The sequence below is a fragment of the Sphingomonas sp. genome (assembly GCF_035910975.1).
Classification (GTDB): Bacteria; Pseudomonadota; Alphaproteobacteria; order Sphingomonadales; family Sphingomonadaceae; genus Sphingomonas.
Window position 1 is genome coordinate 23591 of sequence record NZ_JAMHWM010000026.1, and the last position, 25151, is coordinate 48741.

27 protein-coding genes are annotated in these 25151 nt (G+C 69.7%); 19 read left to right on the top strand and 8 right to left on the bottom strand.

Annotation, left to right across the window (positions count from 1 at the left end; genetic code table 11):
- Positions 1 to 19 precede the first annotated feature (19 nt).
- The 7 genes from VYI76_RS04655 to VYI76_RS04685 all read left to right on the top strand — a co-directional run bounded on the left by VYI76_RS04655 (position 20) and on the right by VYI76_RS04685 (position 5007).
- Complete coding sequence (locus tag VYI76_RS04655) at positions 20 to 961, top strand: J domain-containing protein (RefSeq protein WP_326523605.1); 942 nt, start codon at positions 20 to 22, stop codon at positions 959 to 961.
- A gap of 7 nt (positions 962 to 968) precedes the next feature.
- Positions 969 to 1934 carry a YihY/virulence factor BrkB family protein gene (locus VYI76_RS04660; RefSeq protein WP_326523606.1) on the top strand — a complete coding sequence of 322 codons (966 nt, stop codon included), beginning with the start codon at positions 969 to 971 and terminating at the stop codon, positions 1932 to 1934.
- A complete protein-coding gene (gene fabI / locus VYI76_RS04665; protein ID WP_326523607.1) occupies positions 1931 to 2734 on the top strand; it encodes an enoyl-ACP reductase FabI in 804 nt (267 codons plus the stop codon). The genes VYI76_RS04660 and fabI overlap by 4 nt, the downstream gene beginning before the upstream one ends.
- Positions 2731 to 3258, top strand: coding sequence for a GNAT family N-acetyltransferase (locus tag VYI76_RS04670; protein ID WP_326523608.1), 528 nt, complete (start codon positions 2731 to 2733; stop codon positions 3256 to 3258). Before fabI ends, VYI76_RS04670 begins: the two co-directional genes overlap by 4 nt.
- Complete coding sequence (aroC, locus tag VYI76_RS04675; protein WP_326523609.1) at positions 3255 to 4316, top strand: chorismate synthase; 1062 nt, start codon at positions 3255 to 3257, stop codon at positions 4314 to 4316. Before VYI76_RS04670 ends, aroC begins: the two co-directional genes overlap by 4 nt.
- A gap of 86 nt (positions 4317 to 4402) precedes the next feature.
- Positions 4403 to 4672, top strand: coding sequence for a hypothetical protein (locus VYI76_RS04680; protein WP_326523610.1), 270 nt, complete (start codon positions 4403 to 4405; stop codon positions 4670 to 4672).
- 113 nt (positions 4673 to 4785) lie between these two features.
- Positions 4786 to 5007: a hypothetical protein gene (locus VYI76_RS04685; protein WP_326523611.1), complete on the top strand. Its 222-nt coding sequence runs from the start codon at positions 4786 to 4788 to the stop codon at positions 5005 to 5007.
- A gap of 30 nt (positions 5008 to 5037) precedes the next feature.
- On the opposite strand, the gene VYI76_RS04690 is transcribed toward VYI76_RS04685, so the two are convergent.
- Entirely contained in the window at positions 5038 to 6327 is a 1290-nt protein-coding gene (locus VYI76_RS04690; RefSeq protein ID WP_326523612.1) for an adenylosuccinate synthase, read from the bottom strand.
- Between the two features lie 36 nt (positions 6328 to 6363).
- Positions 6364 to 9738: a PAS domain-containing protein gene (locus VYI76_RS04695; protein ID WP_326523613.1), complete on the bottom strand. Its 3375-nt coding sequence runs from the start codon at positions 9736 to 9738 to the stop codon at positions 6364 to 6366.
- A gap of 101 nt (positions 9739 to 9839) precedes the next feature.
- Here VYI76_RS04695 and VYI76_RS04700 point away from each other — a divergent pair, with 101 nt between their 5' ends.
- Complete coding sequence (locus VYI76_RS04700) at positions 9840 to 10844, top strand: fumarylacetoacetate hydrolase family protein (RefSeq protein ID WP_326523614.1); 1005 nt, start codon at positions 9840 to 9842, stop codon at positions 10842 to 10844.
- 93 nt (positions 10845 to 10937) lie between these two features.
- Here VYI76_RS04700 and VYI76_RS04705 read toward each other — a convergent pair whose 3' ends face one another.
- From VYI76_RS04705 to VYI76_RS04725, 5 genes are all read right to left on the bottom strand, one after another.
- Positions 10938 to 11681 carry an extensin-like domain-containing protein gene (locus tag VYI76_RS04705; RefSeq protein WP_326523615.1) on the bottom strand — a complete coding sequence of 248 codons (744 nt, stop codon included), beginning with the start codon at positions 11679 to 11681 and terminating at the stop codon, positions 10938 to 10940.
- Entirely contained in the window at positions 11678 to 12433 is a 756-nt protein-coding gene (locus VYI76_RS04710; protein ID WP_326523616.1) for an NUDIX hydrolase, read from the bottom strand. The genes VYI76_RS04705 and VYI76_RS04710 overlap by 4 nt, the downstream gene beginning before the upstream one ends.
- Before the next feature lie 40 nt (positions 12434 to 12473).
- On the bottom strand, positions 12474 to 12926 hold the full coding sequence (locus VYI76_RS04715) for a YaiI/YqxD family protein (protein ID WP_326523883.1): 453 nt from the start codon (positions 12924 to 12926) through the stop codon (positions 12474 to 12476).
- 16 nt (positions 12927 to 12942) lie between these two features.
- Positions 12943 to 14628: a DEAD/DEAH box helicase gene (locus tag VYI76_RS04720; protein WP_326523617.1), complete on the bottom strand. Its 1686-nt coding sequence runs from the start codon at positions 14626 to 14628 to the stop codon at positions 12943 to 12945.
- Between the two features lie 149 nt (positions 14629 to 14777).
- Positions 14778 to 15695: an ABC transporter ATP-binding protein gene (locus VYI76_RS04725; RefSeq protein ID WP_326523618.1), complete on the bottom strand. Its 918-nt coding sequence runs from the start codon at positions 15693 to 15695 to the stop codon at positions 14778 to 14780.
- 85 nt (positions 15696 to 15780) lie between these two features.
- Here VYI76_RS04725 and VYI76_RS04730 point away from each other — a divergent pair, with 85 nt between their 5' ends.
- Positions 15781 to 16278, top strand: a complete 498-nt coding sequence (locus VYI76_RS04730) for a hypothetical protein (RefSeq protein ID WP_326523619.1) — start codon at positions 15781 to 15783, stop codon at positions 16276 to 16278.
- A gap of 60 nt (positions 16279 to 16338) precedes the next feature.
- The gene (locus tag VYI76_RS04735; protein ID WP_326523620.1) at positions 16339 to 16575 is read left to right on the top strand and encodes a zinc-finger domain-containing protein; all 237 of its coding nucleotides are present in this window, start codon (positions 16339 to 16341) and stop codon (positions 16573 to 16575) included.
- Between the two features lie 19 nt (positions 16576 to 16594).
- On the opposite strand, the gene VYI76_RS04740 is transcribed toward VYI76_RS04735, so the two are convergent.
- A complete protein-coding gene (locus tag VYI76_RS04740) occupies positions 16595 to 17701 on the bottom strand; it encodes a DUF3667 domain-containing protein (protein ID WP_326523621.1) in 1107 nt (368 codons plus the stop codon).
- Between the two features lie 47 nt (positions 17702 to 17748).
- On the opposite strand from VYI76_RS04740, the gene VYI76_RS04745 reads away from it, so the two are divergent.
- The 9 genes from VYI76_RS04745 to VYI76_RS04785 all read left to right on the top strand — a co-directional run bounded on the left by VYI76_RS04745 (position 17749) and on the right by VYI76_RS04785 (position 25150).
- Entirely contained in the window at positions 17749 to 18996 is a 1248-nt protein-coding gene (locus VYI76_RS04745) for a glutamate-5-semialdehyde dehydrogenase (protein WP_326523622.1), read from the top strand.
- A gap of 57 nt (positions 18997 to 19053) precedes the next feature.
- On the top strand, positions 19054 to 20103 hold the full coding sequence (locus VYI76_RS04750) for an aldo/keto reductase (protein WP_326523623.1): 1050 nt from the start codon (positions 19054 to 19056) through the stop codon (positions 20101 to 20103).
- Positions 20100 to 20723 carry a nicotinate-nucleotide adenylyltransferase gene (locus VYI76_RS04755; protein ID WP_326523884.1) on the top strand — a complete coding sequence of 208 codons (624 nt, stop codon included), beginning with the start codon at positions 20100 to 20102 and terminating at the stop codon, positions 20721 to 20723. The genes VYI76_RS04750 and VYI76_RS04755 overlap by 4 nt, the downstream gene beginning before the upstream one ends.
- Positions 20705 to 21112: a ribosome silencing factor gene (rsfS, locus tag VYI76_RS04760; protein WP_443018899.1), complete on the top strand. Its 408-nt coding sequence runs from the start codon at positions 20705 to 20707 to the stop codon at positions 21110 to 21112. Before VYI76_RS04755 ends, rsfS begins: the two co-directional genes overlap by 19 nt.
- Before the next feature lie 17 nt (positions 21113 to 21129).
- Positions 21130 to 21549 carry a 23S rRNA (pseudouridine(1915)-N(3))-methyltransferase RlmH gene (locus VYI76_RS04765; protein ID WP_326523625.1) on the top strand — a complete coding sequence of 140 codons (420 nt, stop codon included), beginning with the start codon at positions 21130 to 21132 and terminating at the stop codon, positions 21547 to 21549.
- Positions 21539 to 22681, top strand: coding sequence for a murein hydrolase activator EnvC family protein (locus VYI76_RS04770; protein ID WP_326523626.1), 1143 nt, complete (start codon positions 21539 to 21541; stop codon positions 22679 to 22681). Before VYI76_RS04765 ends, VYI76_RS04770 begins: the two co-directional genes overlap by 11 nt.
- A 113-nt stretch (positions 22682 to 22794) precedes the next feature.
- Positions 22795 to 24126 (top strand): S41 family peptidase, encoded by a 1332-nt coding sequence (locus tag VYI76_RS04775; protein WP_326523885.1) that lies wholly within the window; start codon positions 22795 to 22797, stop codon positions 24124 to 24126.
- A 14-nt stretch (positions 24127 to 24140) separates the two neighbouring features.
- Positions 24141 to 24617, top strand: a complete 477-nt coding sequence (locus VYI76_RS04780) for a disulfide bond formation protein B (protein WP_326523627.1) — start codon at positions 24141 to 24143, stop codon at positions 24615 to 24617.
- The gene (locus tag VYI76_RS04785; protein ID WP_326523628.1) at positions 24614 to 25150 is read left to right on the top strand and encodes a demethoxyubiquinone hydroxylase family protein; all 537 of its coding nucleotides are present in this window, start codon (positions 24614 to 24616) and stop codon (positions 25148 to 25150) included. The genes VYI76_RS04780 and VYI76_RS04785 overlap by 4 nt, the downstream gene beginning before the upstream one ends.
- Position 25151: the final 1 nt, after the last annotated feature.

The window sequence follows — 25151 nt, forward strand, 5'->3', positions numbered from 1 at the left end:
CATGCGAACAGGGATGTAGATGGCCGATCCTTACCAGACCTTGGGCGTCGCGCGCGGCGCCGGCGAGGACGAGATCAAGAAGGCGTATCGCAAGCTCGCCAAGGAGCTGCATCCCGATCGCAACAAGGACAATCCCAAGGCGGCCGAACGCTTCAGCCAGGTGACGCAGGCGTACGACCTGCTGACCGACAAGGACAAGCGCGCGCGTTTCGATCGCGGCGAGATCGACGGCGACGGCAATCCGGCCACCCCGTTCGGATATGGCCCGCGCCCCGGCGCCGGCGGGCGGGGTGGTCAAGGCGGTTTCCAAGCCGATTTCGGTGGCGGCGGCGAAGGCGGCGACTTCTCCGATATCTTCGAAAGCATCTTCGGCGGCGCGCGCGGGGGGCAGGGTGGCGGCGGCTTCTCGGGCGGTTTCGGCCGGCGCCCGGCGGCGAAGGGCGCCAACGTGCCCTATCGGCTGGTCGTCAGTTTCGAGGATGCGGCGAGCCTCGCCACCCAGCGCGTGACGCTGCGCGACGGCAAGACGATCGACCTGAAGCTGCCCGCCGGCGTAGAGACCGGCACCCAGATGCGGCTGACCGGCAAGGGCGAGGAAGGCCCCGGCGGGCGCGGCGACGCGATCGTCTCGATCGAGGTCGGCACCCACCGCTTCTTCACCCGCGATGGCGACGATGTGCGGCTCGACCTGCCGGTGACGCTGGCCGAGGCGGTGGAGGGCGGCAAGGTGCCCGTGCCGACCGTCGAGGGCAAGGTGATGCTGACGGTGCCGGCGGGCGCCTCGTCGGGCAAGGTGCTGCGCTTGAAGGGCCGTGGCTTCCACGCCAAGGGCGGCTCGCGCGGCGACCAGCTGGTCACGCTGATGATCGAGCTTCCCGGTGACGATGCGGCATTGAAGGCGTTCGTGAAGGACTGGCCCGGCCGCGACCAGGGGAACCCGAGGGCGCGACTGGGCGTCTGACCTCCGCATGGACGATATCGCCCCGCAGACGCCCGAAGCTCGCGCCCATCAACCCGGCAAGGCGCGCCAGCGGATCGACAAGGGACTGGCCAAGGTGAAGCCCGGCAGCGCGGCCTGGCAGGTCGCGAAGCGCGTGCTGGTCGGCGTCTACAACGACGGGTTCATCCACGCCGGCAACCTCGCCTACCTGGCGTTGATGACGGTGTTCCCCTTCTTCATCGTTGCCGCCGCGATCGCATCGATCCTCGGCCAGTCGGAGGAGACGCAGCGCGCCGTCGCATCGTTCCTCTACGTCCTGCCGCCCGACGTCGCGGATATCCTGCGCAAGCCGATCAGCGACGTGCTCGCCGCGCGCACGGGATCGCTGCTGTGGCTCGGCGGGCTCGTCGGCCTGTGGACGGTGGGCAGCTTCATCGAGACGATCCGCGACATCTTCCGCCGCGCCTATGGCACGGTGTTCGCCAATCCGTTCTGGAAATACCGGCTGGGATCGGTGCTGGTCATCGTCGGGTCGGTGATCCTGGCCTTGCTGTCATTCCTGATCCAGGGTGTGCTGACGGCGGCCGAGCAGTTCGTCTACCGCCTCGTGCCATTCGCGGAAGGGGCGGCGAGCTGGATCGGGATCAGCCGCATCGTCCCCGGCATCGTAATGTTCGGGGCGCTCTACATGCTGTTCTATTCGGTCACGCCGTCCAAATACCGTTATTCGGACTGCCCGAAATGGCCCGGCGCGCTGTTCACCGCGATCTGGTGGGTCAGCATGACGGCGGCGTTGCCGCTCGTCCTGTCGAATCTGGGCGGCTATGACCTGACCTATGGCAGCCTGGCGGGCGTCGTCGTCGCGCTGCTATTCTTCTTCCTGATCGGCCTCGGCATCGTGTTCGGCGCGCATCTGAACGCGGCTCTGGCCGAACCGCCCCCGACCGGTGTAGAGGCGCCTGAGGCCGAAAAGACGGAGGCGAAGGCGGCGTGACCGGATTGATGCAGGGCAAGCGCGGGCTGGTGATGGGGCTGGCGAACGACCGGTCGCTGGCCTGGGGGATCGCGCAGAAGCTGGCCGAACAGGGCGCCGAGATGGCGTTCAGCTACCAGGGCGAGGCGCTGGAGAAGCGCGTGCGCCCGCTCGCCGAACAGCTTGGCCAGGATTTCCTGCTCGACTGCGACGTGTCGGACATGGCCGAACTCGACAAGACCTTCGCCGCGCTCGGCGAACGCTGGCCGCAGATCGATTTCGTCGTTCACGCGATCGGCTTTTCCGACAAGAACGAGCTGCGCGGCCGCTATATCGACACCAGCCTCGACAATTTCCTGATGACGATGAACATCAGCGTCTTTTCGTTCGTCGCCGTCGCCCAGCGCGCGGCGCGGCTGATGAAGCCCGGCGGCAGCCTGCTGACGCTCAGCTATTACGGCGCGGAAAAGGTCATCCCGCATTATAACGTGATGGGCGTCGCCAAAGCCGCGCTGGAGACGAGCGTGCAATATATGGCGGTCGACCTGGGCCGCGACGGCATTCGCGTCAACGCAATCTCGGCCGGCCCGATCAAGACGCTCGCCGCCTCGGGCATCGGCGATTTCCGCCTGATCCTGAAGTGGAACGAGCTCAACGCGCCATTGAAGCGCAACGTGACGATCGAGGACGTCGGCGGCGCCGGCCTCTACCTGGTCAGCGACCTCGCCTCGGGCGTGACCGGCGAGGTCCATCACGTCGATGCCGGCTACAATGTCATCGGCATGAAGGCCGAGGACGCGCCCGACATCGCGCTGGCGTGACCTATATCGTCCGGCACGCGACGGGTGGGGACGTCGCGGCGATCGAGGCGTTGCTGATCGCCTCGTTTCCTGAAGCGGCGGAGGCGTCGCTGGTGCGGCGGCTGTGCATCGATGGCGACATGGTACTGACGATCGTCGCCGATGATGGCGATACCGGCGCGCTGGCAGGGATGGTCGCGTTCAGCACGATGGCGGTCGATATCGCGGGCCGCGCGGTCCCCTCCGTCGCGCTGGCGCCGATCGCGACCGGTCCGGCGCATCGCGGATATGGCGTGGCCGACATGCTGATCCGCACCGGGCTGCGCAACCTGGCCGATGCCGGCGTGGTCCTGTGCTTCGTGCTGGGCGATCAGGCCTTTTATGGCCGGCACGGTTTTTCGGCCGACTGGGCTACGGGCTTCGCCTCGCCCTATGCCGGCGAGCATTTCATGGCGTTGCCGCTTCAGGGCGGGGCGATGCCGTGCGGGGAGCGGGGGGAGGCGGCGCACGCGCCGGCCTTCGCCGCGCTGGGGGAGGCTGCATGAGCTGGAACAGTTTCGGGCGGGTGTTCCGCTTCACCACCTGGGGCGAGAGCCACGGTCCCGCGCTTGGGGTGGTGATCGACGGTTGCCCGCCGGGCATCGCGCTGTCCGAAGGCGATATCCAGCCGTGGCTCGACAAGCGCCGCCCCGGCACCAGTCGCTTCACCACCCAGCGGCGCGAGCCCGATGCGGTGCGCATCCTGTCGGGCGTGTTCGACGGGCGGACGACCGGTACGCCGATCAGCCTGATGATCGAGAATGTCGACCAGCGATCGAAGGACTATTCGGAGGTCGCCAAGGCCTATCGCCCCGGCCATGCCGACTATGCCTATGACGCCAAATACGGCTTTCGCGACTATCGCGGCGGCGGGCGATCTTCCGCACGCGAGACGGCGGCGCGGGTCGCCGCGGGTGCGGTTGCGCGGCTGGTGATCCCGGAAGTGACGATCACCGGCTGGGTCGAGGCGATCGGCGGCGACGCGGCGACCGGGTTCGATCCCGCGCAGATCGGCGAGAATCCGTTCTTCGCCGCCGATGCGGCCGCCGCCGCGCGGTGGGAGACACTGGTTGATGGCGCGCGCAAGGCGGGTTCGTCGTTGGGCGCGATCGTCGCGTGCCGGGCGACGGGCGTGCCGGCCGGCTGGGGCGCGCCGCTCTATGCCAAGCTCGATGCGGAGCTTGCCGCCGCCGCCATGTCGATCAACGCGGTGAAGGGCGTCGAGATCGGCGACGGCTTCGCCGCGGCGACGTTGTCGGGCGAAGGCAATGCCGATCCGATGCGGCCGGGTGACGGCGCGCCCGAATTCCTCGCCAACCACGCCGGCGGGATCGCCGGCGGCATATCGACCGGCCAGCCGGTGCGCCTGCGCGTCGCGTTCAAGCCGACCAGCTCGATCCTGACGCCGGTCGAAACGATCGGCCCGGACGGTGCCGCGACCGAGATCGCCACGAAGGGCCGGCACGATCCCTGCGTCGGGATTCGCGGGGTGCCCGTCGTCGAGGCGATGATGGCGCTGGTGCTGGCGGACCAGAAGCTGCTCCACCGCGCGCAATGCGGCTGAGCCGTGCCGGCCAGGGGGTGGGCTGACGCCCGTTCGTCCAATGCGCCAGTATAATGAAAGGCGCAGGGGACGAACTGGAGAAGACCATGAAGAAGACCCTCATCGCCGGCCTGTTCGCGTTCGGCCTGTCGACCGCCGCCGGGGCCCAGCAACTGCCCCCGGCTACGCCCCAGACGCCGCCCGCCGACACGACGCTGCCGGCACCGACCCCGCCGGCTGACCCGGCGCTGACGCCGGTGCCCAGTGAGCCGGTGGCCGAACCCGCCCCCGTTCCGACGACCGATGACGCCGCTCCGCCAGCAGATCCGGCGACGGATGACGGGACAGCGAAGAAGGACAGGAAGAAGCCCCGCTAAGTCGGGCCAAGAAACGGATTCGTGGTCATCCGGCGACGGACGGCCGCGAATCCGGGACCGGACGCGCCACTTTCGCACCGACGGGGCGTTGGTTCGGCGCAAAGGAGATAATCATGCGCAAATCCACGATCGCCAGCGTGCTCATCCTGTGCGGATCGACCGCTGCGCTCGCGCAGGTCGCGACGCCCGCCCCGACGCAGGACATCAACAACAATATCGTCACCAACGAGACGCCGCCGCCAACCCCATCGCCGATGCCGGCCCCGGAGCCGAATCCGACGCCGGCTCCCGACCCGGTGACGAACAACACCGCTGAACCGCCGACCAGCTGGTAAGCCAGCGGCCGGGACCGGGGCCGAGGCCGGTCAGTCCGCGAAAGGATCGCGGACGAGGATCGTGTCCTCGCGCTCCGGGCTGGTCGAGACCAACGCGACCGGGCAGCGGATCAGTTCCTCTATTCGCTTGATGTACTTGATTGCCTGGGCGGGCAGCTCCGCCCAGCTTCTCGCGCCGGCAGTTGTTTCCGACCAGCCGGCCATCACCTCCCAGATCGGCTCGACGCGCGCCTGATCGGCGGCGTGCGCGGGGAAATGGTCGAGGTTCTCGCCGTCGAGACGATAGCCGGTGCAGATTCGCACCTCGTCGAACCCGTCGAGCACGTCGAGCTTGGTCAGCGCGATCCCGGTCACACCGGAAACCGCGGCCGACTGGCGCACCAGCACCGCGTCGAACCAGCCGCAGCGCCGCTTGCGGCCCGTCACCGTGCCGAATTCATGCCCGCGCGTGCCCAGCCGCTCGCCGATCGCATCGTCGAGCTCGGTCGGGAACGGCCCCGATCCGACGCGCGTCGTATAGGCCTTGGCGATGCCCAGCACGAAGCCGACTGCGCTGGGCCCCAGGCCCGATCCCGCCGCCGCGGTGCCCGCCACCGTGTTCGACGAGGTGACGAACGGGTAGGTGCCGTGATCGACGTCGAGCAACACGCCCTGCGCGCCTTCGAACAGCATCCGCCGCCCCGCCGCCTTGGCCTCGGCCAGCAGCTTCCAGGCAGGCTTGGCGAAGGGCAGGACGAATCCTGCGATCTCGCGCAGTTCGGCCAGCAGCCGCTCGCGATCGATCGGCGGCTGGCCGAACCCCGCACGCAGCGCGTCGTGGTGCGCGGTCAGCCGGTCGAGCTGCGGCCCCAGCGCGTCGAGGTGGGCGAGGTCGCACACGCGGATCGCGCGGCGGCCGACCTTGTCCTCATAGGCGGGTCCGATGCCACGACGGGTGGTGCCGATCTTGCCCGCGCCGCTCGCATCCTCGCGCAGTGCGTCGAGATCGCGGTGGAACGGCAGGATCAGCGCGCAGGTGTCGGCGATCGTCAGGGTTTCGGGGGAAACGGCGACGCCCTGGCCCTCCAGCCGTGCGATCTCGTCCCTCAGCGCCCAGGGGTCGAGCACCACGCCGTTGCCGATCACGCTCGGCGTGCCGCGAACGATGCCTGAGGGCAGCAGCGACAGCTTGTAGACGTTCTCGCCCACCACCAGCGTGTGGCCGGCGTTGTGCCCGCCCTGAAAACGGACGACCAGATCGGCCCGCTCGGCGAGCCAGTCGACGATCTTGCCCTTGCCCTCGTCGCCCCATTGGGCGCCGATCACCGCGACGTTTGCCACTTGCTAATCCTCGTGCCGGGGAAAGTCGCGCGCGCCCTAGCGCGCCTGCCGCCCCGCGTCGAGCGCGACACGTACGCGCGTCGCCAGCGCGGCGATGTCGAACGGCTTGGTCAGCACGCCGCTTCCGGCATCCGCTAGGTCGACCGCGTCGCCGGTATAGCCGCTGGTGTAGAGCACGGGCAGGCCCGGCAGGCGTTCGCGTGCCGCGTCGGCCAGCTCCCGGCCGTTCATCCCCGGCATCATCACGTCGGTGAACAGCAGATCGACCGGCTGGCCGCCCGCGATCAGCCGCAGGGCCCCGGCACCGCTTGCCGCCTCAACCACGGTATAGCCGAGCTCGGCCAGCGCCTCGCGCGAATAGGCGCGGACGCGCTCCTCGTCCTCGACCACCAGCACGACCTCCTCCGCGCGGCCGCGCGGCATCGCTCGCCGATCGTCGGGGCCGGCGCGCTTGGTGGCCGGCGAGTCGGCGCGGGGCAGCAGCATGCGCACCGTCGTACCTTCGCCGGCCACGCTTTCGATCGCGACATGGCCGCCCGACTGGCGGACCAGCCCGAACACCTGGCTGAGGCCCAGCCCAGTCCCCTTGCCGATCGCCTTGGTGGTGAAGAACGGTTCGAAAGCGCGCGCCGCGACATCGGGCGGCATGCCGGTGCCGGTATCGGTGACGGCGATTCCGGCATAGTCGCCCGCCGGCACGCCGATCGCCGCGGCGCGTTCGGCATCGACTACATGGTTCGCGGTGGCGATGGTCACCCGTCCGCCGCCGGGCATCGCATCGCGGGCGTTGACCGCCAGGTTGACGATCGCATTCTCGAGCTGCGCCGCGTCGGTATGCCCGGCCCAGTCCCCGGCAAGCTGCGTATCCACCACGATCGTATCGCCCAGCGTGCGCGCCAGCATGTCTCGCATGCCGGAGATCACCGCGTTCAAATCGGTCGCGGTCAGCGCCAGCGACGACTGGCGCGAAAAGCCCAGCAGCCGCTGGGTCAGCGCCGCCGCGCGCGTCGCACCGTCGCGTGCCGCCTCGACATAGCGCCCCACATCGGTGCGCCCCTGCGCGATGCGGCGGTCGAGCAGGTCGAGCGCGCCGATCACCACCGCCAGCATGTTGTTGAAATCATGCGCGATGCCCCCGGTGAGCTGGCCGAGCGCCTCCATCTTCTGGGCCTGGCGCAGCTGCGCCTCGGCGGCCATCAGCTGTTCGGTACGTTCGATCACCGCCTGTTCCAGGTCCGCGCGCGAAAGGGCCAGCACCTCGCGCGCCTCCATGATCTCCTGGATGTCGGTGCAGGTGCCGAACCAGCGCAGGATGGCGCCGCCGTCGTCGCGCACCGCCTGCGCCCGGCCCAGCACCCAGCGATAGCCGCCGCCGGCGTGGCGCAGGCGGTACTCGGTTCGATAATCCTCGCCCGTCCTCAGGCTGTGCTGCCACACCGCCCAGGCGCGATCCCGGTCGTCGGGGTGGAACATGCCGTTCCAGCCCTCGCCGTCGGTCGATCCGTGCTGCACGCCGGTGAATTCGTACCAGCGATCGTTGAAGTAATCGTGATAGCCGTCGGGCCGGGTGGACCACACCATCTGGTCGATCGAGTTGGCGATCGCGCGGAACTTGGTCTCGCTCTCGCGCAGCGCGGTGACCGCCTCGGCGCGATCGACGGCGTCCCAGGCGATGCCCGCGACCGTTTCGATCAGCGCGACCTCCTCGGCGGTCCAGTGGCGCGGTCGATCCTGATTGACGTAGAAGCCTGCGACCCAGCCGTCCTGGCGCAACAGGGGCACGCCGATGCCCGCGCCGGCCTGTTGTCGGGCCTCCTGGGCAAGATGCGGATTTTCCTTCAGATAGTCCGCGACCACGCGGGTAGTGCCGGCCCGATAGTCAGCGACCGCCTCCTCGCCCAGTGCGGCCAGCGGAACGCTGCCGGTCTGGAGCTTCAGCGTCTCACCGGTCCAGCCCGCGTGGAATTCCATGCGATCGTCGCGGATGCGGCAGAACCCGACCCGGTCCGCCGCCATCCGCCTGCCAACCGCGGACGCGGCGAAGCGCATGATCTCGTCGGCTGAATCGAGCCGGCGAACCTGGTCGGTCAGCCGGTAGACGAAATCCTGCGTTTCGGTGGCGATGCGCAGATCGTCGGCGACGCTGCGTGCGGTTTCCTCGGCCAGGCGCCGCTTGGTGATGTCGAAGCTGATGCCGGGAAAGCGCACCGCGCGCCCCTGTGCGTCAAAGCGCGCGCGGCCCTGCGCCACGACCCAGTGCACATCCTCTCCGGCGACCAGCCGATATTCCTCCGCGAAAGGCGCGCCGGCGGTCAGCGTCGCCTCGATCGCGGCCTGCACGCGCGGGCGGTCGTCGGGGTGGATGCCGCGGAAAAAGGTCTCGATCGACGCGCCCGTTGCGGCGATCTCGGGATCGACGCCGTACAGCCGTGCGAACCGCGCGTCGGCGGTCACCAGATTGGCCGGCACGTCCCAGTCCCAGGTGCCGACGCCGACCGACGAATCGAGCGCGAGCTGCAGCCGTTCCTCGCTCTCCCGCAGCGCCTGTTCCGCGCGCGCGCGGTCGGTGACGTCGTTGGCCTGCACGAGGATATCGGCGACCTCGCCCGACACACCGCGGATCGGCTGATAGACGAAATCGAGCAGCCGGATCTCGCCCATCCCGCCCTCGCGGTTGAACAGCGGCACCTCGGCCGCGTCGGCGCGGAAAGCCACGCCCGTGCGGCGCACTTCTTCCAGTAACGGCAGGAAATTATGCTCGACCTCGGGCAGCGCCTCCAGGATCGGGCGCCCGATCAGCGGACGGTGGCCGACCAGGTCGCCATAGGCGTCGTTGGCGAATTCATAGACGAAATCGGGGCCGCGCAGCAGTGCGACCGCGCCGGGCGACTGGTGGAACAGCTCGCGCAGCCGCTCGGTCTCGGCGGTCTGGCGCCTTTCCGCGAGAACGAAGCGTGTCGTCTCGGTGCCTTCGTTGAAAATGCCGACTACCTCGCCGCCATCGTCTCGGATCGGGGAGAAGCTGTAGTTGAACCACGTCTGCACCGGCACGCCGCCGCGGATGAAGGTCAGCGGCTGGTTCTGCGCGGAAAAGCCGTCCCCGGTGGTGATGACTTGCGCGAACTGCGGCCCGACGACATCCCAGACGTCGCTCCACACCTCAGCCGCGGGGTGCCCCAGGCTGGCAGGGTGCCGCTCGGCGAGTATCGGTGCCCAGGTGTCGTTGTAGAGCAGGAGAAGCTCCGGCCCCCAGCAGATCGCGGTCGGGTGGCTAGACGACAGGCAGATTCCGAGCGCGGTGCGAAGTGCCGCCGGCCATGTCTCCAGTGGGCCGAGCGGGGTTGCCGCCCAGTCGTGGTCGCGAATGCGCCGCCCCATCTCCCCGCCGTGATCGAGAAAGCGCAGCCCCATGACGTCGGCAGGTCCTTCAGAGATGCGGGCCTGTCAATAAGATGATCGACATGAGCGGCATCGCTGGGCATGAAACGCGTGAAACCGGGAGACGATGCACGATGAAACTGGCGAGCCTCAAGCACGGCCGCGACGGCCGCCTGGTGGTAGTATCCAACGATCTGGCGTGGTGCGCGGACGCGTCTCACATCGCGCCGACGCTTCAGGCGGCGCTCGACGGCTGGGAACGCCTGTTGCCCGACCTCAGGAATCTTCAGACCGATCTCGATCACGCGGTGATCCCGCGCCTCCGCTTCCATGAACATGACGCCGCCGCCCCGTTGCCGCGCGCGTACCAGTGGGCGGACGGATCGGCCTATGTGAACCACGTCGCGCTGGTGCGGCAGGCGCGCGGGGCGGAGCTGCCCGACAGTTTCTGGCGTGATCCGCTGATGTATCAGGGCGGATCGGACGGGTTCCTGGGGCCGCGCGACCCGATCCCGCTCGCCGACGAGGCGTGGGGCTGCGATCTGGAGGCCGAGGTGGTTGTCGTCACTGGCGACGTACCGCTTGGCGCGACGCGCGAACAGGCGCTGGACGCGGTGCGGCTGGTCGGGCTGACCAACGACGTGTCGCTGCGCAACCTGATCCCCGGCGAACTCGCCAAGGGCTTCGGCTTCTTCCAGTCGAAGCCGGCCAGCGCCTTCTCGCCGGTGTTCGTCACGCCCGACGCGCTGGGCGACTGGTGGCGGGACGGCAAGCTGCACCGCACGCTGATGGTCGATGTCAACGGCCAGCCGTTCGGCCGCGCCGCGGCGGGCGAGGACATGACGTTCGATTTCGGCACGCTGATCGCCCATGCCGCGAAGACCCGCGCGCTGGGGGCGGGGACGATCATCGGTTCGGGCACCGTCAGCAACCGCGACGCGGATGGCGGCCCCGGCAAGCCGGTCGCCGAGGGCGGCGTCGGCTATTCGTGCATCGCCGAGGTGCGGATGATCGAGACGATCGCCAGCGGCGCGGCCGTCACGCCGTTCCTGAAAAAGGGCGACACGGTACGCATCTGGGCCGAGGACGACCGGCACCACCCGATCTTCGGCGTGATCGAGCAGACGGTCGGCCAGTGAATCAGCGAGGCTGATCCACGTTGCGGACCGCCGGCCGCGGTGCGGCGCGCGCATTCGCGCACCGGCGGCCGAGCTCCGCTTACCCGCCTCGCCTCACCGACAGGCGTTCCACCCCATCGCGCCGCGGTTCGCGGTGTCGATGTGGAAATGGTCGCGGTGGGCGGCATTGTAGTCGGGCGACAGGACGGTGGTGAACAGCCGGCACGCGCCGTCGCGCACGTCGCGCAGGAATGCCGCCTTCGCCGCGCCGTCCTCTCCGGTGCCCGACCAGTCGCGCACGATGCTGATCCGCGTGCCGTCGGTCAGGACGAAACCGGCCAGGTCGATCGCGTCGGCGGTGGCGTGCTGGCTCCAGTCGCCTTCGCTGCGGCCGTAGAGACGGCGGCAGTTGTAGCTGCCGAAATGCTCGATCGTCCGCACCCGCTCGCCGAAATGGCGCTTGGCGGCAGGCTGGATGACATTCCATTCGAGCATCGCCATCCCGGCCGCGACGGGGCAGGCCATGCCGGGGCCGGCGGGCGCATAGCGCAGCGCCACCGCGCCGCCGGTCGACCGTACGCCGTCGTCATAGCCGCAGGCCGACTGGGCCGGGCGCACAGGCTCCAGCGCGATGTGGCGGACGCCGGCATGGTCGAGCAGGGCGCGGCACTGCGCGAAATCCTCGCCCAGCGCGGCGATCTTGCGCGCGGTGAACAGCCCCGGCGTCTCGCCCAGGCCGAGCGGGGTCCACGGCAGGTCCTGCGGTCGTGATTTCGTGAAGGAATAGACCGCGAAGACGATCGCCAGCAGCACCGCCGCAAGCGTCGCCGCGCCCAGAAAGCGGCGGACAGCGGTCACGCGCGGCGCGCGAACCGTGCAGGCAGCGCGGTCACCGGATATCCCAGGTCGTCGGGGATGCAGACATAGTCGATCCCGTCGCGCGCTTCGATCCACGGCGTGATCGCGCGAATCCCGTACCTGCGCGCATAGGCCACCGCCTGCGCATGATCGGCGAACAGCGCCAGCCGTTCCAGATTGCAGCGGGTCGGGAAAATCACCTCCGCCCGGCCGGCGTCGGCGGCCACCAGCGCCCCGCGCGCCGTTGTCCACGCCAGCCGGGTATTCTCGGTCGCATCGACGCTCGGCTCCGGCGCGTCTGCGGGGTGAAGCGCGAGATAGAAGCGCGTGTCGAAGATGCGGTGCGACATGCCGAGCGGCAGCCAGCGGGCGAAGGGCACCAGCGCATCGGGGTCGAGCGCCAGATCCTCCGCCTCCAGCACCGCGCCGATCGTTGCCCCGCCGTGCAGCGCGGCGCGCAACCGGGCAATCGTCACGGCGTCAGGTGCCGGCACCACGCCGGGCGCCACCCCCGCTTCCTCGATCGATTCGCGGATCGCCGCGATGCGCGCCGGCCCGTCCTCGTCATCGAGGCCGAGCGCGGCGGCGAGCGCGCGGTCGCCCGCATCGATCCGACCGCCGGGAAACACCCAGGCGCCGCCTGCAAACACCATCGCCTTCGAGCGTTCGAGCATCAGCAGCTCTGGCGGGCCATCGGCCTGCTCGCGCATCACCACGACGGTGGCGGCGGGTATCGGATCGGGGTGCGTCATCGGCACAGGATCCTCGAAACGCCGGACCGTCGCAATCGTCTTATCCCCGCTTCAACCGCACGATCGCGGCGTTGAGCGCGGAGAGGAAGCGTGATCGGTCTTCCTTGGCGAACGGCTTCGGCCCGCCGATCGCGTCGCCCACCGCGCCCGCGCGCAGATCCGCCATGATCGCGCGGGTGGCGACGGCCCCGCCGATCGAGGCGCTGGTGAAGGGCTTGCCGGTCGGCGCCAGTACGGCCGCGCCAGCCTTCAGGCAGCGGTCGGCGAGCAGGATGTCGGCGGTGACGACGATTGCCCGCGCGTCGGCGCTTTCCGCGATCCAGTCGTCGGCGGCGTCGAACCCGTCGGACACCACGATCCGGTCGATCAGCGGATGATCGGGGATACGGAACGGGCTGTTGCTGACTAATGTCACCGGTACCTCGGTCCGCCACGCGACGCGGTAGATCTCGTCCTTCACCGGGCAGGCGTCGGCGTCGACCAGAATGCGTATCGTCACGCCCGGCCGCTCACGGCCGGCGTGGCCCCCGGTGATGCGCCGGCTTGGCCTTGTATCCGCCGGGGCGCTGCTGCGGCCGGTTGGGGCCGCCGCGCTGCGGGGCGCCGCGCTGGGGCGGGCCGTCCGACGGGATGATCGTCACCTCGTCCTCGCCATCGGTGCGGCGCACGGCTGCCAGGAACCGGTCGGCGATGGCGCGCGGCACCTGGAAGCTCGTCTCGTCCTGACCGATGCGGATCGCGCCGATTTCGCCCTTGGTCACATGGCCCCGGCGGCAGATCAGCGGCAGCACCCAGCGCGGATCGGCGTTCTGCCGCCGGCCGATGTCCATGCGGAACCAGACGACGTCGTCGAACCCCTCGCGGTGCCCCTTCTGCGCCAGCGGCGACAGGGCGGAACGATCGATCAGTTCCTCGGGCTGCGGCATCGCGGCGCGGTGCGCGCGGACCAGTGCGGCGGCGATCTCCTCCGGCGTTTTCTCCGCCATCAGCCGCTCGGCGAGCGCCTTGTCCTCGTCGTCGGCCTCGACCGGCGCGAGCAGCGCGGTGAGCAGCCGTTCGCGATCCTGCACGCGGATATCCTCGGGCGTCGGCGGATCGGACCATTCGGCGGCGATCCGCGCGCCCTTCAGCATCATCTCGACCCGGCGGCGGCGGGGGTAGGGGACCAGAAGGACGGCGGTGCCCTTCTTGCCGGCGCGGCCGGTGCGGCCCGACCGGTGCTGGAGCGCCTCGGCATCGCGCGGCAGCTCGACGTGGATGACCAGGCTGAGCGAGGGCAGGTCGATCCCGCGCGCGGCGACGTCGGTCGCCACGCACACCCGCGCGCGGCGATCGCGCAGCGCCTGCAACGCATGGTTGCGCTCGTTCTGGCTATGCTCGCCCGACAGCGCGACGGCGGAAAAGCCGCGCTCGACCAGGCTGGCGTGCAGGTGACGGACGTTGTCGCGCGTCGCGCAGAACAGCATCGCCGTCTCCGCCTCGAAGTAACGCAGCAGGTTGATGACGGCGTGCTCGATGTCGGACGGCGCGACCGCGACCGCCTTGTATTCGATGTCGCCGTGCCCGCGCTCCTCGCCGATCGTCGAGATGCGCAGTGCGTCGCGCTGATAACGTTTCGCCAGCGCGACGATCGGCTTGGGCATCGTCGCGGAGAACAACAGGGTGCGCCGCCCCTCGGGCGTGGTGTCGAGAATCGCTTCCAGATCGTCGCGGAAGCCCATGTCGAGCATCTCGTCCGCTTCGTCGAGCACCACCGCGCGCAGCGCCTGGAGATCGAGGCTGCCGCGTTCGATATGGTCGCGCAGGCGGCCGGGGGTGCCGACGACGATATGCGCGCCGTGGCTCAGCGCGCGACGCTCCTTGGCAGCGTCCATTCCGCCGACGCAGGTCGCGATCCGCGCGCCGGCATAGAGCCAGCCGAGTTCGCGGCTGACCTGCAGCGCCAGTTCGCGGGTCGGCGCTATGACCAGCGCCAGCGGCCAGGCCGGCGGCGGCAGCGCCCCGTCTGCGAGCAGTTCGTCGGCCATCGCGAGGCCGAAGGCGACGGTCTTGCCCGAGCCCGTCTGGGCGGAGACGATCAGGTCGCGGCCGTGCGCATCGGCGGCGGTCGCGGCCGACTGGACCGGGGTGAGCGCGCTGTAGCCGCGCGTGGCAAGGGCGTCGCCGAGCGACGCGGGAAGATCAGGAAACGGCATGACGACTCAACATGGGGGCGATCCCGACGCAGGCAAGGCGACAGGACGGCGAGGGGGCGGTGATCGGGGCGATCGCCCGCGGGAAACTCCGGGACCGGGACGCGGTCGCGGCTCCCTTAGCGAAATGCGCCCGCTCGCGAAAGCCCGCGCTATTCGGCCCGGCGGGTCAGGCTCAGGAACACGTCCTCCAGGTCCGGCTCCTTGGTCGATACGTCGACGATGCCGTATCCGTCACGCTGCACGGCGGCGAGCACCTCGCCGGCATTGGCGACGTCCTTGCGATAGGTGATCGTCAGCAGCCTTCCCGCGCTCTCGACCTTCTCGAAAAAGGATGCGGCGGGGGCGGCGGTGATATCGCGGTCCACCGTCACCTCGACGACCTTCTCCTGCGCGCGGCCGACCAGCTCGCGGGTCGGCTCGTTGGCGATCAGGCGGCCGTGGTTGATGATCGCGATGCGATCGCACAATTGCTCGGCTTCCTCGAGGTAGTGCGTGGTCAGCACCACCGTCGTGCCCGCCGCATGAAGCTCGCGGACATAGGCCCAGAGTTGCTGGCGCAACTCGATATCGACGCCCGCGGTCGGCTCGTCGAGGACGAGCACCGGCGGATTATGGACCAGCGCCTTGGCAACCATCAGCCGCCGCTTCATGCCCCCGGAAAGGGTGCGGGCATAGGCGCGCGCCTTGTCCTCCAGATGTACCGCGCGCAGCAGCTCCATCGAACGCCGCTCGGCCCTGGGCACGCCGTACAGCCCGGCCTGGATCTCCAGCGTCTCCACCGGGGTGAAGAACGGGTCGAACAGGATTTCCTGGTTGACGATGCCGATCGACGCCTTGGCGTTGCGCGGATGCGCGTCGATGTCGAAGCCCCAGATCTCGGCCGTCCCGCCGCTCTTGTTGACCAGTCCCGCCAGGATGTTGATGAGCGTCGACTTGCCCGCGCCGTTCGGCCCGAGCAGGCCGAAGATCGTGCCGCGCGGCACATCCAAACTGACCCCGTCCAACGCGCGCTTGCCCCCCGCATAGGTCTTGCTGAGGTCGCGGATCGTAATGGCGGCTTCGGTCATGGCGGTGCGATAGGCTCGCTCGCGGTTCACGCCAAGCCTCCCCCCTTTAAGGCGATGGCAATTCGGCCAAGGTTACGGTGGCGCGATGACCGATCTCGCATTTCCGCCGGAAACCAACGCAATGCGCTGGGAACGCATGTGCGCCGAAATCCACCAGTGGCGTGGCGAGATGCTGGATATCTTCGCGAAGACGGAACGTGCCGTCGGCCAGACCTTGAATGCCGCGGGCAGCAAGGGGCAGAAGCTGTATCTGGTCGGCCCAAAATATGACGAGCTCGAAAAGCTCGTCGGAGAAAGCGGAGCTTTGGCGGCCGTCGGCAGGCAGGTACGCGGAGAACTGGCCGCATTCCGGGCCTATGATCCCTTGCGGTCGACGCTCGGCCATGGCGAGCTTCAGGCCACCGCGGATGCGACCGGTAAATGGGTCGCGATCTTTCGACTGCTGGTCTTTCGATCCACTGGGACCGAATCTGAGGTGGCAGTGTTCTCCAAAAATGAGGCTGAAGCGCTACGCGACACATTGAAGGCACGGTCGGCGCACCTGATCGGCCAGCTTCGTAACTTGCAAAAGCAACTCTCCTAACCCCTCGATGGGCGCTGTGCCGAATTGCCGTGCCGCAACGCCCTTGCTATGCGAATCGCCATGATCGCTCCGCCCGAAACCACCCGCGTCACCACCCGCCGCGTCTCCTGCGACGGGGCGCATGACGGCCTGCCCGCCGCGCTCGGCCATCCGCGCGTATGGCTGGAGATCGACGAGCATGGCTATGTCGATTGCGGCTATTGCGACCGCCGCTTCGTGCTGATCGGCGGGCCGGTCGACGGCGCGGACCAGGCGACTCTGCCCGACATCGCCTCGGGCGCCAGCCTCCAGGGCTGACCGGCGGCCTGGCGCGCCGTCAGTCGGCGACGCCCAGATAGACCAGCAGGATCATGAACGCCGGCACGATCGCCGCCATGATGAACGTGACGAGCACCCCGGTGCGCAGCAGCGCGCTGCCCCGGCGCAGGCCGTAGGCGCCCTTCAGCTGGCGATAGATATGGAACGGCGGGATAAGTGACGCGGCGACCGCCAGCGCCTGTCCCGGCACCCCCACCGTGCCCAGCAGCGCCAGCACGATCACCAGCAGCGACATGAACGTCAGCGAATAGGTGGTGAAGATCGCGTGGTCGTACATGCCGAAGCGGCGGCTGAACGGGAACAGCAGCCAGATGAACGGCAGCGAGATCGGGATCAGCGCCCAACTGAACTTGTAGGCGGAAGTCTTGAGTTTGTAGAGCAGCAGCTTGGGGTTGCCCAACGCCGCGCGGAATTTCGCGTCCAGCCAGTTGTTCGCCGCGGGAGGCGGCGCGCCCTTCGCCTCGAACGTCGTGGCGGGGGGCAGGGCCTGTTCGGCGGCGACCAGCGCCGAACGGGTCTTCTCGATTTCGGCGATGCGGTTTTCATAGCGCGCGATGCGTTCGGGACGCGGCTCCTCCTTCGCCCGTTCACTGGTCAGGCCCTCGCGCTGCCTGACCAGCGCCCTGTCGGCCTGGGCGCGCTCCTCGACCAGCTTTTCGCGGGCCTGGACCATTCCGGTGCTCAGGCCGGGGTCGAACAGGTCGCTTTTGACCAGTCCCGCCGGCGCCAGGTTCGATACGATCGCGAACATCAGGAATACGGAAAACAGAAACAGCGCGATCGGCGACACATATCGCGCGCGCGCTCCGTCGATGTAGCGGCGGGTCAGCTCGCCCGGCCGCCACGCCAGCATCGGCAGCGTCCGCCAGATCTTCCCTTCGAAATGAAACACGCCGTGCAGGATATCGTGGCCGATCGCGCCCATCGTCTTGTGGACGTGGCCCGCCTGGCCGCAGGCATGGCAGTGGCTGCCGACCAGCGCGGTGCCGCAGTTGAGACAGCGGCCGTGCACGTTACTATGCCCGCCCTCGCCCACGTGCGGCTCGGCGGCGCGCGCCAGCATGCCGCCCGTCACCGCATCGCCCGCTGCGTCGAGTTCCCCCATGCACTGCCAACTACCAGCACTCGCCGCGCCATGCTACCGGCCCCGGCATGACCGACGCCGGAAGACTGATCGCAGACATGGGCGCCCGCGCGCGCATCGCCGCCGGGGTGCTGGCGACGCTGCCGACCGTGACCAAGGCGGCGGCGCTCCGCGCGGCGGCCGACGCGGTCGACGCGGCGATGCCCGCGATCCTGGAGGCCAATGCCGCCGACATGGCGGCGGGCGCGGCGAACGGCCTGTCGGGCGCGATGCTCGACAGGCTGCGCCTGGACGAGGGGCGGGTGCGCGGCATCGCCGACGGCGTCCGCGCGGTGGCCGGGCTCGACGATCCGGTCGGCGGCAGCGTCTCCGAAAGCTTGCGGCCCAACGGGCTACGGCTCGCGCGCGTCCGCGTGCCGATCGGCGTGATCGGCATCATCTATGAAAGCCGGCCCAACGTGACCGCCGACGCCGGCGCGCTGGCGGCGATGGCCGGCAACGCCGCGATCCTGCGTGGGGGATCGGAGGCGGCGCGCAGCAACCGCGCTATCCACGCCGCGCTGGTCGCCGGGCTGGTGGCGGGTGGCATGCCCGCCGACGCGGTGCAACTGGTGCCGATCACCGATCGCGCGGCGGTGGGCGCGATGCTCCAGGCCGACGGGCTGATCGACCTGATCGTGCCGCGCGGCGGCAAGAGCCTGGTGGCGCGCGTGCAGGCGGAGGCGCGGGTGCCGGTGCTCGCGCACCTCGACGGCATCAACCACGTCTATGTCGATGCGGCCGCCGATTTCGACATGGCGCGCCGCATCGTGATCGACGCCAAGCTGCGCCGTACCGGTGTGTGCGGAGCGATGGAGACATTGCTGATCCATCGCGGCTGGCCGCATGTCGAGGCGCTGCTGCGCGCGCTGGCCGATGCGGGGTGCGAGTTGCGCGGTGACGCCGCCGTCTCCGCGCTCGGCTATACCGCCGCGCAGGCCGCCGACTGGGATACCGAATATCTCGACGCGATCGCCTCCGTCGCGCTGGTCGACGGGCTTGACGACGTCATCGCGCACATCGACGCGCACGGATCGCACCACACCGACGCGATCGTCACCGGGGATGCGGCGACGGCGGAGGCATTCCTGGCCCGCGTCGATTCGGCAATCGTGATGTGGAACGCCTCCACACAGTTCGCCGATGGTGGCGAGTTCGGGCTGGGCGCGGAAATCGGCATCGCCACCGGCCGGCTCCATGCGCGTGGGCCGGTCGCGCTGGAGGGGCTGACGACCTACAAATGGGTGGTGCGCGGCGCCGGCCAGGTCCGCGGCTGACTGGAAAGCCGGCCGGCGGCCCCTATCTGACGCGCGCACCCCAACGGAGATCCCGCAATGCGCTACAACCCGCTCGGCCGCACCGGCCTGTTCGTTTCCGAACTCTGCCTCGGCACGATGACGTTCGGCGGGGAAGGCATGTTCCGCGCGGTCGGACAGGTGCAGCAGGACGAGGCGGATGCGCTGCTCAAGGCAGCAGTCGATGCCGGCGTCAACTTCGTCGATACAGCCAACGTCTATTCGAACGGCCTGTCGGAGGAGATCACCGGCCGCGCGCTTCGCAACCTGGGTCTCGCCCGCGAGGATATCGTGCTGGCGACCAAGGTGCTCGGGCCGATGGGCAGGGACGTCAACGCGCGTGGCGCCTCGCGCGGGCATATCATGGACCAGGTCAAGGCGTCGCTGAAGCGACTCGGCACCGACCATATCGACCTCTACCAGATCCACGGTTGGGATGCGGCGACCCCCGTCGAGGAGACCGTCCGCGCGCTCGATGATCTCGTGCGGCAGGGCCATGTCCGCTACGTCGGCGTCTCCAACTGGGCGGCGTGGCAGATCGCCAAGGCGCTGGGCATCGCCGAACGGCTGGGTGCCAGCCGGTTCCAGTCGGTGCAATCCTATTACACCATCGCCGGCCGCGACCTGGAGCGGGAGGTCATTCCGATGCTCGCGTCCGAGGGGCTGGGACTGATGGTGTGGAGCCCGCTCGCCGGTGGCTATCTGTCGGGCAAGTACCGCGACGGCAAGGACGCCGACGGGCGGCGCGCGACCTTCGATTTCCCGCCGGTCGACATGGTGCGCGGCGACGCGGTGATCGATGCGATGGCGCCGATCGCGGAGGCGAAGGGGGTGTCGATCGCCCGCATCGCGCTCGCCTGGCTGCTGCACCGGCCCGCCGTCACCAGCGTCATCGTCGGCGCCAAGCGCGTCGATCAGCTGGAGGACAACCTCGGCGCGGTCGATGTCCGCCTGTCCGACGAGGACCTGGCCCGGCTCGACGCGGTCAGCGCGCTGCCGCCCGAATATCCCGGCTGGATGATCGAGCGGCAGGGCGAGTACCGACGCGGCGCCGCCGCTGGACAGCCGCCCGCCGGGCGCGACCGCTGACCCCGACCGGCCTCCTCGGCGGATCGTTCAACCCGGCGCACCGCGGGCATCGCGGAATCACGCTCGCGGCGATCCGTGCGCTGGGACTGGATGAGGCGTGGTGGCTGGTGTCGCCGGGCAATCCGCTGAAGACCGGCGCGCGCGACATGGCGCCGCTCGCCGCGCGGCTCGCCTCCGCCCGCCGCATGGCACGCCGCGCGCCGATCCGCGCCACCGCGATCGAGGCTCGGCTGGGCACCCGCTACACGATCGACACGCTGCGCAAGCTCAGGCGCCGCTATCCGAAGCGGCGGTTCATCTGGCTGATGGGCGCGGACAATCTCGCGCAGTTCCACAAATGGCGGGCGTGGCGCGATATCGCGCGGACGATGCCGATTGCGGTGATCGCGCGGCCGGGGTATGATACACAGGCCCTCGCGGGTCCGGCGATGGCATGGCTGCGGCGCTTCCGGCACCCCGCGGTCGAGGCGAAACACTGGACCGAATGGAGTCTGCCGGCGCTCGTGCTTCTGCGCTTCCGCCCCGATCCGACCTCCGCCACCGCGGTGCGCGCTGCTTCGCCGGACTGGTATCTGGCCCAGCCGCGCCCCATATCGCCGACATGGAAACCCCAGGAGTAACCTTGGCCACCAATCCCACGCCTGCCCGCTCGCCCGACGCCGATGGCGTCCAGGCGTTGCACCGGCTCGTCCTGTCGAGCCTCGACGACGACCAGGCGGTCGATACCGTCAGCATCCCGCTCGCCGGCAAGTCGTCGATCGCCGACCATATGGTCGTCGCGTCGGGCCGCTCGACCCGCCAGGTCGCGTCGATGGCCAACAAGCTGGCAGAGAAGATCAAGGCCGAGACGGGCCGCAGCGCCCGGATCGAGGGGTTGCCCAACGCTGACTGGGTGCTGATCGACGCGGGCGACGTGATCATCCACCTGTTCCGCCCGGAAGTCCGCAGCTTCTACAATCTGGAACGCATGTGGGGCTTCGGCGACACGCCGGCCGGCGAGCCTAATTGATCTGAGCGGCGCGCGCGTTGCTCCTCCACATCATCACGCGCGGGCGGATCGGGCGAAGTGCCGAGGGCGAGCTGGTCGAACGCTATCTGAAGCGCATCGCCTGGCCGGTGAAGGTCACCGAACTGCCCGATACCGGGGGCCGGATGCCCGATGCGGGCGGCGCGAAGATCGTCATGCTCGATGAAACCGGCGAGACGCCCGGATCGGTCGCCTTCGCGCAGAAACTGGGGCGGTGGCGCGACGACGGGGTCCGCGAATGCCGCTTCCTGATCGGCGCCGCCGACGGGTTCGACGATGCGCAGCGCGCAGAGGCCGACATGCTGCTGTCGTTCGGGCGGCTGACGTGGCCGCACATGCTGGCCCGCGCGATGCTCGCCGAGCAATTGTGGCGGGCGACCGCGATCCTCTCCGGCCATCCCTATCACCGTGAGGGTTAGGCGCATCCTGATCGTGGCGGCGGCGCTGCCGCTGCTGGGCGCGGCGGCACCCGAACGGGTCGCGCGCAATGCGAAGGCGGCGGCTTCGGCTGCCGAGGCGCGCGCGGCCCGGCTTGAGGCGCAGGCAGACAATGCGTCCGACGACGCCGCCCGCGCCCGGCTGCGCGAGGCGGCGGTCACCGCGCGGATCCGCGCTGCCGAGGCGGCGGTGGCGGCGGCCGAGGCGGGGATCGCGCTCACCGACCGTGGTCTCGCCGACCAGCGCGCGCGCCTCGCGCGGCAGCAGGCGCCGGCGACGCGCCTGGTCGCGGCGGTCCAGTCGCTCGCGCGCCGGCCGGCTGCCGTCGCCGTGGTCCAGCCCGGTTCGACCGCAGACATCGTCCATGCCCGCGCCCTGCTCGGCACGCTATTGCCGATCGTCCGCGCGCGCAGCGAGGCGGTACGTCGCGACCTCGAACGCACGCGCGCGCTGCGCGAGGAGGCCGATGCCGCCGCCGCCGCGCTGCGTGAGGGGCGCAGTCGCCTGCGCGAGGGCCAGCTGGCCCTCGCGCGGCTGGAGGGTGAGCGGCGGCTGCGCGCCGGCGGGCAAAACCGCGCGCTCTACGAAAGCGAACGCGCGATCGCGCTGGGCGAGCAGGCGCGTGATCTTGCCGGCCTGATGGCGACGACCGCGGCGGCGAGCGAAGTGCGTGCCTCGCTCGCCGGGCTGGCCGGGCCGCTCCCCCGACCGAGTGAGGCCGCCGCGACCAGTGCAGCCGGTTTCGCGGTGCCGCCCTATCGCCTGCCGGTCGCCGGCCGCATCGTCGAGGGGCTGGGCGAGCTTTCCGACACCGGCGTGCGCGCGCGCGGGCTGACGATCGCCGTCGCACCCGCCGCCCGCGTCGCCGCGCCCGCCGCCGGCACGATCGTCTTCGCCCGCCGCTTCCGCGAATACGGCACCGTCGTGATCGTCGATCACGGCGGTGGCTGGTCGACCGCGCTGACCGGGCTCGACGGGGTCGAGGTCGCGGTCGGCGACAGGGTCCCGCAAGGGCAGCCGGTCGGCCGCGCCGCGATGAGCGATGCAGCGCGGATCGGGGTCGAGCTGCGCCGTCGCGGCACCGCGATGGACATCGCCCAGCTGCTCGGATGACGCATCCCGCGACCGGTCAGCGGCGGTTCATCGCCTCCACGCTTTGCTCGCGCCCGACAACCGGCTAGATTCGCATCCCAACCGGCGCTTTCCAGGACCAGTCGATGCCCCGTATGTTCAGCCCCGCGCTCCGTGCCGCCGCCCTGCTCGGCACCATCGCGATCGTCCCCGCGACCACCGCCGCGCTGGCCCAGGTCGACAGCGGCACCTACCGCGAGCTCGACACCTTCATGGACATCTACAACCGGGTGAAGGCCGATTACGTCGACAGGGTCGACGACAAGACGCTGATGAAGGGCGCGATCCAGGGCATGCTGTCCGCGCTCGACCCGCATTCCAGCTATGTCGACGCGCTCGATTTCGACAATATGCGGATCGCGACGGAGGGGAATTACGGCGGCCTGGGCCTGACCGTCAGCATGGAGGACGGCGCGGTCAAGGTGATCGCGCCGACCGAGGACACGCCGGCGTGGCGCGCGGGCATCAAATCCGGCGACTATATTACCCACATCAACGGTACGCTGATCTTCGGCCAGTCGCTCGATGAGGCGATCGAGGGGATGCGCGGCCCGGCCGGCACCAAGGTGTCGCTGACGATCGTGCGACCCGGCCGCGACAAGCCGCTCGACGTCACGCTGGTGCGCGAGAACATCATCCAGAAACCGGTGAAGTGGGAAGTGAAGGGCGGCGTCGGTATCGTCAACATCACCACCTTCAGCGCCAACACCGGCGCCGATACCCGCGCGGCGATGATGGCGATCGACAAGTCGCTGGGCAAGCCGCCGCTCGGCTATATCATCGATCTGCGCAGCAACGGCGGCGGCCTGCTGACCCAGGCGATCGAGGTCGCCGACGTGTTCCTCGAACGCGGCGAGATCGTGTCGCAGCGCGGCCGGGCGAAGGGCGATATCGAACGCTATTATGCCAAGCCCGGCGATCTGGCGAAGGGCCTGCCGGTGATCGTGCTGACCGACGCCGGCACCGCCTCCGCGTCGGAAATCGTCGCCGGCGCGTTGCAGGATCACCACCGCGCGCTGGTGATGGGCACGCGCAGCTTCGGCAAGGGATCGGTCCAAACGCTGCTGCCGCTCAGCGCCAATTCCGCGCTGCGCCTCACCACCGCGCGCTACTATACCCCCGCCGGCCGTTCGGTGCAGGAAGGCGGGATCGAGCCCGACATCCTCGTGCCGCAGCTGAGCGACCCCGATTACAAGACGCGCCCCGTGTTTCGCGAGGCCGACCTGCGCCGCCATCTCATCAACACCGCCAAGGTCGACAACAAGGCGCTGGAGGAGGATGTGATCGACGATCCGCGATTCACCGCCACCGCCGAGGGCCTCAAGAAGGCCGGGGTCGAGGATTTCCAGCTCGATTACGCGCTGAAGACGCTCGCGCGGCTCGGGCCGGCGGTGCAGACCGCCGCGGCGACTCCGCGGAAGCGTTGAGGGGAACGCCGCCGATGCCGCCGCGCCCGCTCATCGCCGCCAACCGCCTGGCGCTGCTGGTGCCCGCCGCGCTGATGGCGGGCGCGCTTGGCTCGCAATATTGGGGCGGGCTCTACCCGTGCGAGATGTGCCAGTGGCAGCGCTGGCCGCACTATGCCGCGATCGTGCTGGCCGGCGCCGCCTTCCTCACGCCGCCCGCGCTGCGCCGCGCGCTCGTCATCCTCGCAGCATTTGCGATCGCGACCAGCGGGGCGATCGGCGTGTTCCATGCCGGCGTCGAATATGGCTGGTGGCCGGGGATCACCGGCTGCACCTCGACCGTTCAGCCCACCGGGACCGTGGAGGAAAGGCTCGCGCAGATCATGGCCGCCCCAATGGTCCGCTGCGACGTCGCGCCCTGGTCGCTCGCCGGTATCTCGCTCGCCGGGTGGAACGCGATCGTCTCGCTCTTCGGCGTGGCGGCGGTGCTGCGGCTGGCGGTGAAGAAATGAGCCGCTGGCGCCCCGGCGACGCCCGTGAGGGGCGGGATGCGATGATCCGCGTCGATCAGGCCGGCGAATATGGCGCGGTGCGCATCTACGCCGGCCAGCTCGCGGTGCTGGGCGATGGTTCCCCCGCCGCGCGTCAGGTCGCCCACATGGCCGAGCAGGAAGAACGCCACCGCGCCTTCTTCGATGCGATGATCGCCGAACGCGGCGTGCGGCCGACGATCCTCCAGCCCTTCTGGCACGTCGCCGGCTTTGCACTGGGCGCGGTCACCGCCGCGATCGGGCCGGAAGCGGCGATGGCCTGTACCGCGGCGGTCGAGACGGAGATCGACCTCCATTACGCCGCCCAGCTCGACGAACTGGGGGACAGCGATCCGGAACTGTCGGATGCCGTCGCGCGCTTTCGGGCGGAGGAACTCGAACACCGCGATACGGCACTCGCCAGCGGGGCGGAAAACGCCCCGGCCTATCCGATCCTGTCGGGGGCGATCCGGCTGGGGTGCCGCGCCGCCATCGCGGTCGCCAAGCGGATATGAT